At 53.1% G+C, this 14,349-nt stretch carries 9 protein-coding genes; 1 reads left to right on the plus strand and 8 read right to left on the minus strand.

The window, feature by feature from the left end; translation table 11 throughout:
- Window positions 1-118 precede the first annotated feature (118 nt).
- The 7 genes from H7U12_RS10610 to H7U12_RS10640 all read right to left on the minus strand — a co-directional run bounded on the left by H7U12_RS10610 (window position 119) and on the right by H7U12_RS10640 (window position 13,022).
- Complete coding sequence (locus tag H7U12_RS10610) at window positions 119-1,783, minus strand: M1 family metallopeptidase (protein WP_186637190.1); 1,665 nt, start codon at window positions 1,781-1,783, stop codon at window positions 119-121.
- 117 nt (window positions 1,784-1,900) lie between these two features.
- Window positions 1,901-3,865, minus strand: coding sequence for a glycoside hydrolase family 127 protein (locus H7U12_RS10615; RefSeq protein WP_186637192.1), 1,965 nt, complete (start codon window positions 3,863-3,865; stop codon window positions 1,901-1,903).
- A gap of 477 nt (window positions 3,866-4,342) precedes the next feature.
- Entirely contained in the window at window positions 4,343-5,935 is a 1,593-nt protein-coding gene (locus H7U12_RS10620) for a RagB/SusD family nutrient uptake outer membrane protein (RefSeq protein ID WP_186637196.1), read from the minus strand.
- 18 nt (window positions 5,936-5,953) lie between these two features.
- Entirely contained in the window at window positions 5,954-8,953 is a 3,000-nt protein-coding gene (locus H7U12_RS10625) for a SusC/RagA family TonB-linked outer membrane protein (RefSeq protein WP_186637199.1), read from the minus strand.
- Window positions 8,954-10,244: 1,291 nt separating this feature from the next.
- The gene (locus H7U12_RS10630; RefSeq protein WP_186637201.1) at window positions 10,245-10,598 is read right to left on the minus strand and encodes a DUF805 domain-containing protein; all 354 of its coding nucleotides are present in this window, start codon (window positions 10,596-10,598) and stop codon (window positions 10,245-10,247) included.
- Window positions 10,599-10,768: 170 nt separating this feature from the next.
- The gene (locus tag H7U12_RS10635) at window positions 10,769-12,484 is read right to left on the minus strand and encodes a GMC oxidoreductase (protein WP_186637204.1); all 1,716 of its coding nucleotides are present in this window, start codon (window positions 12,482-12,484) and stop codon (window positions 10,769-10,771) included.
- A complete protein-coding gene (locus H7U12_RS10640; RefSeq protein ID WP_186637207.1) occupies window positions 12,477-13,022 on the minus strand; it encodes a gluconate 2-dehydrogenase subunit 3 family protein in 546 nt (181 codons plus the stop codon). Before H7U12_RS10640 ends, H7U12_RS10635 begins: the two co-directional genes overlap by 8 nt.
- A gap of 339 nt (window positions 13,023-13,361) precedes the next feature.
- On the opposite strand from H7U12_RS10640, the gene H7U12_RS10645 reads away from it, so the two are divergent.
- A complete protein-coding gene (locus H7U12_RS10645) occupies window positions 13,362-13,772 on the plus strand; it encodes a DoxX family protein (RefSeq protein WP_186637210.1) in 411 nt (136 codons plus the stop codon).
- Window positions 13,773-13,939: 167 nt separating this feature from the next.
- On the opposite strand, the gene H7U12_RS10650 is transcribed toward H7U12_RS10645, so the two are convergent.
- Window positions 13,940-14,188, minus strand: a complete 249-nt coding sequence (locus H7U12_RS10650) for a hypothetical protein (protein ID WP_186637212.1) — start codon at window positions 14,186-14,188, stop codon at window positions 13,940-13,942.
- Window positions 14,189-14,349: the final 161 nt, after the last annotated feature.

Consider the following 14,349-nt stretch of genomic DNA (forward strand, 5'->3'; position numbering starts at 1 on the left):
TTGGCTTCTTTTTAAGAAATCGGCCCGGAAACGGAGGAGAGTTGCAGGAGAAGAAACAGAAGAGATTACCGCTAATATTCCTTTCCGGCTAAACCAGTGGAAGAAAAAACAGAGCGGGTTAGTTACTTCCTTTCCGGGCGATCTCCACGTAGAAGTTAGGGTCCAGCGTTACCTCCGTTCCCGGTTTCACACCGCTTACTTCTTTCCAGGTGGTCACCGGCTCCAGCCATTTTTCTTTCCCGTTCAGGTACACTTTCACGGGTAAGTTGAACCCGTCTACGGCGTTGCTCCAGCGGTACTTGAGGGTGTTGCCGCTGAATTGGTACTCCAACTGCGGAATACGGATGTCACGGAGATACTGGTTGAAGAACGGCGTGAGGTCACGGCCCACCTGCTGGCTCAGATAGTTTTCAATCTGCTGCGTGGTCACAGTCTGGTGGTAGAACTCCTTGTTGAGCCCGCGCAGGATTTCGCGCCATTTCTTGTCATTGTTGACCACCTGCCGAAGCGTGTGCAGCATGTTGCCGCCTTTGGGGTACATGTCGCCGGAGCCTTTATGGTTCACGTTGTATTCGCCGATGATGGGCTGCTTGTTCCCGATGCCGGCCCGGGTCCCGATCACGTACTCGCTGCCGGCTTTCTTTCCGTAGTAATACTCCACAAACAGGTTCTCCGAGTAGTTGGTGAAACTCTCGTGAATCCACATGTCGGCGATGTCTTTGTAGGTGATGTTGTTGGCGAACCACTCGTGCCCGCTTTCATGAATGATGATGAAATCGAACTTCATGCCCCAGCCCGTGGAGCCGCTCGGATCTTTGCCCCGGTAGCCGTTCTTGTAGCCGTTGCCGTACGTCACGGCGCTCTGGTGCTCCATGCCGGTGTAGGGCACCTCAATCAGTTTGAAACCGTCTTCATAGAACGGGTACGGCCCGAACCAGTGCTCAAAGGCTTTGAGCATGCGGGGCGCGTCTTTGAACTGCACCTTGGCTTTCTCCAGGTTCTCCTTCAGGACATAGTAATCCAGATCCAGCAGACCTTTCTCGCCCTTGTATTTCTCAGAGAAATGCACGTAGTCGCCAATGCTCAGGTTCACGCCGTAGTTGTTGATGGGGTTGGCCACAAACCAATGGAAGGTCTTGGTACCGTCCGGGTTCTGCTGCACGCCCCGGAGTTTCCCGTTGGAGACATCCATCAGATTCTGGGGCACGGTCACGCTGATCTGCATGCTGTCGGGCTCGTCGTACATGTGGTCTTTGCAGGGCCACCAAAGGCTGGCACCGTCGCCCTGATTGGAGTTCGCGATGAAGGGCTGGCCGTTGGCGTCTTTCTTCCAGGTGATGCCGCCGCTCCAGGGTGGGTTCTTGCTCACCACGGGTTTGCCGCCGTAATAGACTTCCACGGTGTTCACCGCACCCGCGGCTTGTTTCTCGGCGAGCTGCACAAACCAGGCATTGCCATCGCGCTGGAAGCTGAGTTCTTTGCCGTTCTGCGTCACTTTCTGCACCTGCATGGGCGGCTGCAAATCTACCTGCATCCGTTGGCTGGGCTTCAGGACTTTGTAGGTGATGGCGTTCATGCCCTGGAAGGTACTGTCCGCGGGGTTCACCTTCACGTTGAGGTGGTAGTACGTGAGGTCCCACCAAGCCCGCTCCGGGGTGATGCTCCCGCGCAGGGTATCCTGACGGGTGAAAGTTTTAGTCTGGGCCTGCGTCTGGGCAGCCAGCAGCAGGAGGAAGATAACCGTCAGAACACCGGTTCTGGCGCGAAAAGTTGTAGATGACATACGAAATCTAATCTGGTGTTTTAAGGCTCGTTTTCTAAAACCAGCCCGGAAACGAATCATGCATAAAATGAAAAGTAACCCGGCCCGAGGTTCATCAGGCCGAGTTGTACAGTCTTTCTAGTAATTCAACAAAACGGCGTTGATCTTGGTAGGCAACCACACCTGCATGGGACTTTTGCCCCGGTTGGCCCAGGCGTAGTACGGAATGGCCGTGATGGTTTTCTTCTGAGTAACCGCCGACAACCCATCGGCCCCGATGGAGATGACTGGCACTTCGGCTTTCAGGGCCACCACGCCGTTTAGGAGCTGTTTTTGAAAAGTAGCCTCAAAACGGGTGTCCTGCGGCACCACCATGTTCCAGGCTTCCTGGCCGTTGTCCACGCCCTCCACGCAATACACAAGCGGGCCTCTCTGCAGGGCGATGCGGTTCTGGTTGTAGCTCAGGCTGTCTTTGGCCACCACTTTCTTCACGTCCATGGGAAAATCCAGCTCCAGGCGGTCTCCTTTTTTCCACTTCCGGTCGATGACGGCGTACCCCCGCTCCATTTTGTAGGGCACCGCTTTGCCGTTCAGTTTCAGGGTGAATTTGGCGGGCGTCTGGTCTGAGAAGCGGTACAGATCACCGGGCACGGGCTCGCCCTGCACCCAACCCGGAATCCGGAGGTGCAGCGGCGCAGCCGTGGCCCTGGCAGGGTTCAACGTAATGTCCACTTTGCCTTCCCAGGGATAATTGGTTTTCATTTCGAGCGGAAGATCTCCGTTAGGCGTCTTGAGGTTGGTCTGGCTCCCGATGTACAGATTCACCCACACCCCGTTGCCGGACTGCGCATAGATGTAATTGCCCAGCGAAGCGATCAGGCGGGAAATATTGGCCGGACAGCAAGCCGTCCCGAACCATTCGCTGCGCTGGTGCTGCCCCCGTGAGGCCAGCGGGTTTCCGTAGAAAAACCGATCCCCGCTCAGCGACAAGCCGTCCAGCGCCCCGTTGTAGAGGCTTCGTTCCAGCACGTCTACGTACTTGCTTTCGCCGGTCATGGAGCTCATGCGCTGGTTCCAGAACACCATGCCCACCGAGGCGCAGGTCTCACAGTACGCATGCTCGTTGGGCAGGTCATAGTCTTTGGAGAAGCCCTCGTTGCGGCCCGAGGAACCGATGCCGCCCGTGATGTACATGTTGCGGTACACCACGTCTTCCCACACGTTTTTCATGGCGCCCATGTACGCTTCATCGCCTTTGAGCGCCGCCACATCGGCCGCGCCGGTGTATAGGTACATGGCGCGCACGGCGTGGCCCGTGATCTGTTTCTGCAGTTTCACCGGCACCACATCCTGGGCGTAGGCCGTGTCTTTCCAATCGGTCCAGGTGTAGCCTTTGGCCAGTTTGCGGCCGCGTTCCTCCAGGAGCCAATCGGCTAAATCTAGGTACTTTTTGTTATTGGTGACTTTGTAAAGCTTCACCAGCGCCAGTTCCAGTTCCTGGTGACCGGTGACCCAGTGCTGCTTGATCGGCCCGAACAGCGAGGCGAAATGATCAGCGAATTTGGTGGCCACGTCCAGCAGTTTGCGTTTGCCGGTGGCGTCATAATAGGCCACGGCCGCCTCAATGAGGTGCCCGCCGTTGTAGTCTTCGTGCATGCTCATGTCGGTCCAGCGCTTCTCGGGGAACTGGAGCGTGTAGTAGGTGTTCAGGTAACCGTCGGGTTGCTGGGCCTTGGCGATGAGGTCAATCCACTGATCGGCTTTCTTCTCCAGCTCGGGCGAGGGCTTGTTTTTAAGCGAATACGCGATCGCCTCCAGGGCTTTGTAGACATCGGAGTCATCGTAGAAAATACCCTTGAACTCGCCTTTCTTGAGACCGGCCGCGATCTCGAAGTTCTGGATGCGGGGCGTTTTCACCTCGGTCTGCTCAATACAGACCGGAATGGTGACGGTGGCCACCTGGTCTACGCGGGGTTTCCAGAAGGCATCGTTGATGGTGACCTGGGAGAAATTGACCGGCGCGATGTTCCGGAGGCCTCCCTGCGCGAAAGCACCCGTCTGCACCAGAAGCAAGGCGGCAAGGCGAAGTAGGTTCTTCTTCATTTTCTTAATCATTTACCAAAATGAGTGTTCTATCATGAAGCGAAAAAATCATGGGAAACAGGCTCCCTAATCTTTCCGGAGCGATTTCCTTTCCTGCGGGGAGCGCCTCCGGCGATGAGGTTCTCCGTCACCGTCAGCATCAATAGGCCATATTCTGGCTTGTACTGTTCTTGGGCTTACTCTGGAAAGCTGGAGAGGAAGTAATCAGCCTCTGCATTTATTCCCCGCCGATTCTCTTTTGAGCCTGTTTTCCGAAAACAAGCCCAAAACGGCAGCGTCCGCTTTTCCTCAGCCTTTCCTGCAAGAAACATGAATGGCCTTTAAAGTTGCTTCAGCCCGTTAGCTAATGGTAATACTATGTTAACAGCTGCGTAACCTTGCCGCCGTTGGAACGAGAAGCCCGGAAACTGAAACTGCTCACCAGCGCTTCCTTTCTGAAGCACCGGTGAGCAGATTTCTATTCAGGTGACGGTAAAACTAGTACCCGGGGTTCTGGGCCAGTTTCGGGTTTTTGTTGATTTCCTCTGCCGGGATGGGGAACAGGGCTTTGTTGTCACTGCTGGGACTGTGGTTAAACCAGGCTTTCCGGCTGAATACCCCGAAGCGGATCAAATCCTGTCTCCGGTGCGCCTCGGCGGCGAACTCCCAGCCCAGCTCATCCAGCATTCTTCCGTATTGGATGTCACTGCCGCCGCTGCCGGGGCCAGACTGAACGTTTCCGTTCACATCCTGCAGGCCATAGTCGTAGGTACTGCCTTGCTTTAACTCGTCTCCGGTAACCGTGGCTTTGGCCAGATTGGTGCTACTGAAGGCGCGTTGGCGCACCTGCGACACCAACACCGCGGCCTCATCGGCGCGGCCTAGGCGCAGCAGGCTTTCCGCTTTCATCATCAGCACATCGGCGTAGCGCAGCATAGGAAAGTCATTGTCCAGCGAGCCAGTGGCGCCTTCCTTGATCTTATACTTCCCGATGCGGTAGCCGTGGTTTGACTCGGTGGCGGCCATACTGGGCAGCAGCTTCACGTAATCGATCACGACAGCGCCGGTGGAAGCATTCTTCTGCGGGCCCATGATCCAGGTGTCTTTCAGGCGAGTATCATCCGCATCATAGGTGTCCACGAACTGAGGCACTGCGGCGTTCCCGCCCCAGGGACCAGCCTGCATCTTGTAGACGAACCGGCTGGCGGGGTCCAGGGTTTTCATGTGCACCGTGTTGCCCGTGCCGTAAATCTGATCATACGGAATGGCGAAGATGATCTCCTTGGAGTTCTGGTTGGTGTAGGTAAAGACATCTGAGTAGTTCGCGTCCAGAGAGTATTTCTGGGCGGTGATGATGTCATCACACTGCTGTATGCATTTCTCCCACTGCGGCGTGCCGGTGTACACTCCGGCGTTCAGGTAGATCTTGGCCAATAAGGCTTTCACGCCCCATTTGTTCAGCTGACCGTAGGTTTTTGCAGGATCATCACTCAGGAGATCCACTACTTCCAGCAGTTCTTTCTCCACGAAGTCATACACCTGCTTGCGGGTTTTCTGCTCCGGTAACTGAGTATCGTTGTAATCGGTGACGATGGGCACATTGCCGTGGTTGTCTAACAACAGGTAGTAGGCAAACGCCCGGGCGGCCCTAAGTTCTGCCACCAGCGCCTCTCTCCCGGCTTCTATGGCAATATCTCCAGCTTCAATCTGCGACAGTACCCGGTTGGCAGTGGTGACGCTACTATAGGCACTGTTCCAGGTGTTCTGGGGCTGCCATTGCAGCGGAGTCCAGGTGTGCGTATGCATCCGGAGATACGTACCGCCATCGTACCAGCCATTCGGGCGGGCGGGCGTGGCAATGGCATCGGCGCTTTCTTCCTGCAAATCAAAATACCCTTGCCAGCCCATCATCAATCCCCTAAATGAGGAATACACCGGGGCAATAATGGATGGGATGTCTCTTTCAGTTGGGTTGAAACTAGTGGCCAGTACCTCTGAGTACACCTCTTCATCCAGATTGGTACAGGAACTGATGGTGCCTACGGCCCCCAAGGTGGTAGCCAGGGTATATACAATTAATTTCTTTTTCATGATCATACTTTTAAAAACCTAGAAGGATACATTGATGCCAGCGGTGAAGGTGCGGGTAGTAGGGTATTTATCCCGCTCATCGTTACCGGGGGCGAAGCCTGAATAACTCACGCCTTCCGGATCCAGACCTTTGTAACCGGTGATGGTAACCAGGTTCAGGCCAGACACAAACACCCGCGCATTTCTGACAATTTTGATCAGGTCTTTGGGCAAAGTGTAACCGAAGGTGACGTTGTCAATTTTCACGTAGTCTCCTTTTTCAATGTAATGGCTTACATACACCAGGTCATTATTAAGCCGTTTTCCGTAAACGGGGTCATAAGCGGTTTTGAGCATGTTGTAGTCTGAATTTATAGGGTTTTCATAGAACATGCGCTGGAAGTTGAGGATGTTATGCCCAAAAGCGCCTCTGATGTTGACCGTCATATCGAAGTTTTTGTACCTAGCCGAGTTATTCCAGCCCAACACATGCTTGGGAATGGCGTTACCGTAGTATTGGCGGTCTTCCTGCGTGGCATCTTTGTAGGGAATTGCCTCACCGGTTCTGCTCTCTACTAACCAACCACCATTCGCATCTACGCCCACGGTTTTCCAGACATAAAAGCGGCCAATAGGCTCCCCTACGGCTACCCGGTGCGTGAAGTCCTGGATCGGTTCACCGGTATAACCTGCGTCAAAGTATTCTATTGTATTATCAAACTGGTCATTGGTCAGGGAAACTAACTTTGTTTTATTGGTGGAGTAAGTCACATTGGAGTTCCAGGAAAAATTCTGGGTTTCAACGGGAACAAAATTCACCAATGCCTCAAATCCCTGGCTGCGCAGAGCACCCGCGTTGATGGCCATGATATCAACTAAGTATGGAGGTCTGGGAACTTCAAAGTTATAGAGCAAGTCTTCAATATCACGCCGGAAGAAATCCAGGGAACCACTGATGCGGTTTTTCAGGAAACCAAAGTCAATCCCAACATTGTATTCGCCTTTCTTTTCCCACCGGAGATCTGGATTGAAATTACGGGCCGGTTCAAAACCAGGAACCCATTTACCGCCAATAAAAGCACCTATATTCTGTTCGAATCTATAGCTGATTTGGGAAAGGTAAGGCCGGTTGGCAATAGTACCCGTAACCCCGTATCCCGCTCTTATTTTCAGGTCAGAAACAAACCCTACTGACTTCATGAACTCTTCCTGACTGACTCTCCAGCCCACCGATACTGCCGGGAAGGTACCCCACTGGTAATTGACCCCGAATTTAGAAGAGCCCTCGCGGCGCACGCTGGCCATGAACAGGTATTTATCGTTCCAGCTATAGGTAACACGGCCGAAGAAGCCGATCAGTTTCCAGTTTTCTTTATAGCTACCCATGCCTGCGAGCCCAGCCTGATCTGCTTGACCAGCACCCAGGTTATTCCAACCGAAGGCATCGGTCGGGAAATTCCAGTTATCAGCGTTGAAACCTTCATTGGTCTCATCTTGCCAGCTGTACCCTCCCAACAAACTGAAACTATGCGCCCCCATAGTTTTGGCGTAATTGGAAGTGAGTTCCAGCAAATTGGATCTGCTAGCGTCGGTGTCTCTGCCCGCGTTGCTGTTGCGGTTGTCTAACCAGGTGTCTGAGTGGTTGAACGTGGAGGCATAGCCATACAGGGAGTTTTCCTGGATGTGTGAACCCAGAATCTTAAAATGAAGGTCTTTGATGGGAGAATAGTCCAGGCTTCCGCTCATCCGCATTTCCCGGTTGGTGTACTCCTCGTTGAATTCTTCTATCCTGGATACTGGGTTCAGGTAGAAGTACGCATCGCGTTCCTGCCACTCGCCTGTTTCCGTCCGCACACGGTCGGTGGGATTCCGGATGATGGCCTGCCGGTACGCATAGCCGTCGCCGCCGCCTTCCACAGAAGATCTTACCCGATTGATTAACTGAATATTCGCTTTCAGTTTGTCATCAAACATGGAATGGTTCACATCTGCCCGGGCCACGAAACGCTCCTGCCCCGTTCTTTTCATGATCCCTTCCCAATTTCTGTAATTGAGCGAGCCGGTGAAGTTAGTGGTGGAATTTCCGCCGAAGAAGGTCAGGTTGTGGTTATGGCTCACCGGCGTCTGCATGATCTCATCCAGCCAGTCGGTGTTGCCACCGTAATCCTCGTAATCAATGCCTTCCTCTTTGATCAACCGGCGATAGTCATCGCCGGTCAACAGTTCTGGTCTTCTGGCGATGGTCTGCACGCTGGTGTAGGCGTTGTATTCAATAGTGCTGCGCTCGCCCTGGGTTTTACGGGTTGTGATCAGGATTACCCCGCCGGTAGCACGCGTTCCGTAGATAGCTGCCGCGGATCCGTCTTTCAAAACGTCCACTGACTCAATATCCTCAGGGGCAACCGTATTTAGATCGCCGGGCACCCCGTCAATGATTACCAAAGGGCTGGAACTTCCCTGGATGGAGCTAATGCCCCGCAGGTTGATCTGGGTGTTTCCGTTGGGATCTCCAGAGGGAGTGGTCACCCGCAGACCCGCTACTTTGCCCTGCACCAACTGGGCGGCATCCCGCACGGCTCCCTGCACAAAGTCTTCGCGGTCTACCCCGGCCACGGCGCTGGTGACATCGCCCTTCCGCTGAGTACCATACCCAATCACCACAACCTCATCTAGTTGCTGCCGGTCAGTGGCCAATTTCAGGTCAATCTGCGATCGGTTGCTCACCGGTACTTCCTGCGAAGAATACCCGATGTAGCTGAACACCAGCACGGCATTATTGGGTACCGAGATCTGGTATTTGCCCTGCACATCGGTCATGACGCCGGCAGTGCCTCCTTTCACAGAAACGGAAACCCCCACCAGCGGAGACCCATCATCGGCGGAGGTCACCACCCCAGATACCGGTCGGTCCTGGAAGGTAGCTCCCCGATAATCTCTTACCCCCGCAAAGGCGGCGCCCGGGTGAAAACTGGGCAAAGTGGTGCACAAAAACACGCTACCAGACAAGGCAAGTAGCCTATTCGTAAATTTCCATTTCATAGAAGCTATTTTTTAAGATTGAAAACTGACAGAAAACACCTGAGCATTAAAACCGAAGGTTCCTTCACCAGCCCTGAACAGGACGCACTGGTGACCTCTCTGAGGAAATCCCGAGAAAAAAGAGATGATATGTTCAGCCCGAGGCTGCTTTTTTATGTTTCCCTGCCCGTAGCGTAGGCAGGCACAAGATGGAATTGCCGCTACACAACTCCATGAACTTAGAAAATGAGGCTATTTGCCGTTCTACCGTCTGCCCTGTAGCCATCTGGCAGTCATTCATTTAGAAGAGTTAACCGGCATCGTCACTCCCAAAACAAGGATAGCACTTTTCCTACCCTTACATCCAACACACAGCTATCTATCCTTACACCCACATGCAGGTATAATTCAATTTATGCAATCTTTAAAAGACCACCTACGGTATTTCTATTATGTTTGATCGTTTGTATTAGTCTAGACTCCCGCTTCACATTCACTTACAACAGTCTAATACCAAAGGTAAGACCAACCTTTAGAAACAAACTGATACATCATAGCACAAAGCAATATCAGCAATCTGAATACCAATAATTTAAACCAAAACAGCAACCCAACCTTCACGAAGAACACCTCTTTCTTCTGCCCCAGAGACCCAGGATTCTCCAGAACTTACTTCAGCGTTTTCCATCTGAACAAAGGTGGTTTTCAGCACAACTTGAAAGAACTCGCTTCAACTTCCCTTAGACCGCTGTTCTTCACAATCCAATAACCAAGTCACCGCGACATACTTGAGAAACTCTTTCAACCGGTTGTACTTTAAACAGGTTTGTTATTTTAATCCAGCACCTATTACAAATCTAATGTATCTGTTACTGCTACTCCTCTTCTGGATTATCTAATACAGATACTATATTAACATATCGTTACCATCAGGTGGTAAATCCCGCGGGGGGAATGGCGACAACTACGCTTCTCTCCCAGTTCCAGGCAAGGTTCTCTCATTATGTAGGAACGATACGAGGAAAGAGCACACCATGAAAGCTATTCTGGCTTGCATGCTCACTTATTCCAGTAACAACTATAAGGACAAGAGCTGGTGGATGAAGTTGCGTCACCTTTTAGATGATGCGCATGTATTCTGGATAACACCTTTATAAACAGCAAATCCACTGACATGTATCAGTGGATTTGCTGTTTATAGCGTAATTTCTAAAAAGAAGGGTAAATCTGTTTTAGGCTTGCTTTTACCAAAACACACCTAAAGCATGAACTTCAGGCAGACCAGTTGGCAGACCATATCATTCATCTTGGATCAGACCGCTGGTTCTTCCTCCCAGAACTCCAGCGCGGCTTCTATTTCCCTTTTGGGGTCTTGCCCGTAGCGGTTCCTGCCATCCTCGCCTTCCCCGAAGAGCATCACCAGTCCGTAAAATGGGATCAACTGGAACCAACCCATATTGCCGCGGTCGTGACAGCGTTTGGCTCCATGTGCCCAGATAAACCAGACCAGCGGAATGTAGATCACCAGGATGATCAGGGAAGAAGTCACATCATTAGGCGTAGCCAGCACACTGAACGTCATCACTAGTGCGGTGTAGATCAGGCAGCTCAGGCCATATTCCAAACGTCTGATTCTTCCGGTAAAGGAAAACGGGGCTTTGAACATATCGGGTAGCGCTCTTTTATAGTTTATAGGTTTGGGTACCTGATTTACTATGAAGATAAAATCGACTTATACATTTTTCAACGGGAAGGCCATCCGCCGTTTAGAGCTTGTTTTCTGAAAACGGGCCCTAAACGGCGGGGAGAACAAACAGGCCAATCTTGCGCTTGTTCCTAGATATTCTGCTTCTTTCTCTCCCGCACGGCATGGTCCACGGCGCGGGCGGTGAGGGCCATGTAGGTCAGGGACGGGTTCTGGGTGGAGGTAGACGTCATGCAGGCGCCATCGGTGACATACACGTTGGGGCAGGCGTGCAGCTGGTTGTATTTGTTCAGCAGCGACGTTTTGGGATCATGGCCCATGCGCACGCCGCCCATCTCGTGGATGTCCAGCCCCGGGGCTTGCTTTGAATCCGTTTTCTGGATGTTGGTGAAGCCGGCTTTGGTGAACATCTCTTCCAGTTGCGCGTGGTAATCGGCCACCATTTTGTCGTCGTTGGCGTCATAGTCCAGCGAGATGTTCAGGAGCGGAATGCCCCAGGCGTCTTTCTGGTTTTTGCTCAGGCTCAGGCGGCTCTCCTCTTTGGGAATGGTTTCGCCCATCATGTGCGAGCCCACTTTCCAGGTTCCCCAGGTGGGGTTTAGGAGCTGTTTTTTCAATTCGGCCCCGAAACCGGATTTGTCTTCCACCTTGCTCCTATCGGCCCGGAAACCAGCGGCGTAGCCCCGGAGGAAATCCGTCTCCTGTTGGTGCAGGTTCCGGAAACGCGGAATATAGCCGCCGCCCGCTGGGTTGCGGCCATCGGTGGCGTACTCCTGGAAGCCCTCGTACTCCGCTGAGATGCGGGCCCGGTAGTTGTGGAAAGCCACGTATTTGCCCAACAGACCGTTGTCATTGCCCAGGCCGTTGGGGAACCGGTGCGAGGTGGAGTTCAGCAGAATCTGGTTCGTGCTGAAGGCCGAGGCATTCACGAAGATGACGGGCGCGTAATATTCTGTAACGTCCTTGGTTTGGGCATGGATGACGCGCACGCCCGTGGCGCGCGCCGCCTTCTCGTCATAGATGACTTCCTGTACCACCGCGTGCGGCTGCAAGGTCAGGTTGCCGGTTCGTTCGGCCCACGGCAGTGTGGAGGCGTTGCTGCTGAAGTACCCGCCAAACGGACAGCCGCGCTGGCACAGCACCCGGTTCTGGCACTGCGCCCGGCCCTGGTCCAGGTGAATCTGGTTGGGTTTGGAAAGATGCGCGCAGCGGGCACTGATCACGTGCCTATTGCCGTACTGGGTTTTGAGTTGCTTTTTGAAGTAGTCTTCCACGCTGTTCAGCGGGAAAGCGGGCAGAAAGTCACCATCTGGCAGTTCTTCCAGGCCATCAGCATTCCCCGAGATGCCAGCGAATTTCTCCACGTAACTGTACCAGGGCGCCAGGTCTTTGTACCGGATGGGCCAATCCACGGCGAACCCGTCGCGGGCGGGTCCCTCAAAGTCCAGATCGCTCCAACGCTGGGTCTGACGTGCCCACAGCAAAGACTTGCCGCCCACCTGCTGGCCCCTGATCCAGTCAAAGGGTTTTTCCTGCACGTACGGCTGCTCCTCGTCTTTCACGAAGAAGTGCATGGCATCCTCGCGGAAGGCGTAGCAGCGGCTCACCACCGGGTTCTTTTCCTTTATTTCGCGGGTCAGTTCTCCCCTGTGCTCAAACTCATAGGGCATCAGGTTGGTGGTGGGGTAATCCTTGAGGTGTTTCACGTCGCGGCCGCGCTCCAGCACCAGCGTCTTGAGTCCTTTTTCGGTGAATTCCTTGGCCGCCCAGCCGCCACTTATCCCAGACCCTACCACAATGGCATCAAAGGTCCGCTGCTTCACGCTGTCTACGTTGAGGTTAGCCATTGCTTGTTACTTTTGCGGCCTTTACCGGATAATACGCCAAATACCGGCTGGGCACTAATTCATATTTGCGCAATTTGGTCATGACCAGTTCTGAGTTGAGATACCCCAGAATGGTTTGGTCTTTCACTATTTTATAGAAGGCGAGCACTTCCGGAGCGGCGTTCCCGGCGTTCACCGCCGCGACTACTTCCTGGCGTTGCGGCGGCGTACATTCCGCAAAGGTGCTGCCGGTTTGCTTTTTGGTTTGTTTCTGAAAGGCGGCCATGCCATCCTGAAAGGCGCGCTGGTCTTCCTCGCCGTACACCTCGTCTACCATTTTGAGGGTGAATTTGTGCAGGCCCAGGGTTTTCGCGCCGGCCGTGTCAGTCGTCGGGATCAGGGTTTCCACGAGTTCGGCCAGCATCTTCTCGTCATCGCCGGATACCTCCAGGTGCTTCAGTTGGACGGAGGCTTTGTCGCGCTCCAGCATGCAGGACGGCAGCAGCACCAGCCCGCCCGTGAAGATCAGCAACCCTTTTACCGCGGCACGCCTTTTCATAGAATCTCTCAGTCAAACAGCTTTACAGCCAGGACATAACAATGAATCCGATTTAAACCATCAATATAATTGAAAGAATCATAACCCCCGAATATTCACCTGTTTCAGATCAGTTTTTGCTAAAAGAGTACTAAAACGCTTTCCCCGGCTCTACCCCAGTCAGCGCTTCCAGCGGAGAGGCAAAGAAACTAAGCACAGCTGACGCCTTTTGGGGAACGGACAAGCAATGTAGTATCTCCCAAGATACCCAACAAAACCAAGCCCAACGGACAGCGTAAATAGCTCTAACTCTTGCACCTGGGATCTCACTTTCACTATAACTCCTTATTCACTAAAATTATGGACAGAGTATTAGGTAGATACGCCCCCCAACTATACGCCTTGTTGCGCATTGTAGCCGGGCTGATGTTTGCGATGCACGGGACTCAAAAACTCTTCGGCTGGCCGGGAGACAAAGACCCCATGCCGTTGGCCGGACTCATGGGCGTGGCCGGCATCATTGAGTTAGTGGCCGGCTTGCTCATCGCCTTTGGGTTGTTTACCGGCTGGGCGGCCTTTATTGCCAGCGGGCTGATGGCGGTGGCGTATTTCATGGCGCACGCCGGGCAAGGCGCACTGCCCATCCTGAACCAGGGCGAGCTGGCGGTGTTGTACTGCTTTTTGTTCCTCTACATTGCGGCCCAGGGATCAGGCATCTGGAGTATAGACGGTGCCCGCCGGGGCGGAACGCGGTCTAACATGCACCTGTAAACTCGGCAGATCGCCCGGTTTATTGAAGCCAATAACAAAAAACCGCCCAGGCAAAGTCATTGCTGCTTTGCCTGGGCGGTTTTGGTTTAAACTGCCGGAGGGGCAAAAAACTGCCCTTCTAATGGATTATCATGGCTTTCCGTCAGTCCTGTACTGAGTAAGAAAATTTAACAGTCACAGGTAAAATCGCGGCTGGTGAACTGGTTAGAGGCCACGTCGCCTACTTTCACGAGCTGGTCAAACGGGATTTCCTCGCCGGTAGCCAGTTCCACTTTCAGGCCGTTTCCTGTTTCTTCCACCTTCTTGATGAGGGCCGTCACGGTCAAAAACTCATTTAAATCAGTGCGGTACTGTATCTTCAGGAATTTCTTCTTGGCCACGGCCTCATTCACCGCCTGCATCATTTGTTTATCCATGGCTTCTAGGGTAAGGTCTACAATAAAGGTATACGGCCGAAACGTTTTTAAGTCATTTCCGGAAAATCAGCCCTAGGGCGCGTTGACAATTGTAGAATTATTTTTCCTGGCAGTTGTTAGAGTATCAAAAAGCCTATGCGTCGTTATGAGATCACGGACCG

It is taken from the genome of Rufibacter sediminis (assembly GCF_014269285.1).
Taxonomy (GTDB): domain Bacteria; phylum Bacteroidota; class Bacteroidia; order Cytophagales; family Hymenobacteraceae; genus Nibribacter; species Nibribacter sediminis.

Excerpts from the sequence above, each read along its gene's own strand:
- H7U12_RS10630 (WP_186637201.1), bottom strand. The coding sequence starts at position 10,598 with ATGTTCAAAGCCCCGTTTTCCTTTACCGGAAGAATCAGACGTTTGGAA.
- H7U12_RS10625 (WP_186637199.1), bottom strand. The coding sequence starts at position 8,953 with ATGAAATGGAAATTTACGAATAGGCTACTTGCCTTGTCTGGTAGCGTG.
- H7U12_RS10620 (WP_186637196.1), bottom strand. The coding sequence starts at position 5,935 with ATGAAAAAGAAATTAATTGTATATACCCTGGCTACCACCTTGGGGGCC.
- H7U12_RS10650 (WP_186637212.1), bottom strand. The coding sequence starts at position 14,188 with ATGGATAAACAAATGATGCAGGCGGTGAATGAGGCCGTGGCCAAGAAG.
- H7U12_RS10610 (WP_186637190.1), bottom strand. The coding sequence starts at position 1,783 with ATGTCATCTACAACTTTTCGCGCCAGAACCGGTGTTCTGACGGTTATC.
- H7U12_RS10640 (WP_186637207.1), bottom strand. The coding sequence starts at position 13,022 with ATGAAAAGGCGTGCCGCGGTAAAAGGGTTGCTGATCTTCACGGGCGGG.
- H7U12_RS10635 (WP_186637204.1), bottom strand. The coding sequence starts at position 12,484 with ATGGCTAACCTCAACGTAGACAGCGTGAAGCAGCGGACCTTTGATGCC.
- H7U12_RS10615 (WP_186637192.1), bottom strand. The coding sequence starts at position 3,865 with ATGAAGAAGAACCTACTTCGCCTTGCCGCCTTGCTTCTGGTGCAGACG.
- H7U12_RS10645 (WP_186637210.1), top strand. The coding sequence starts at position 13,362 with ATGGACAGAGTATTAGGTAGATACGCCCCCCAACTATACGCCTTGTTG.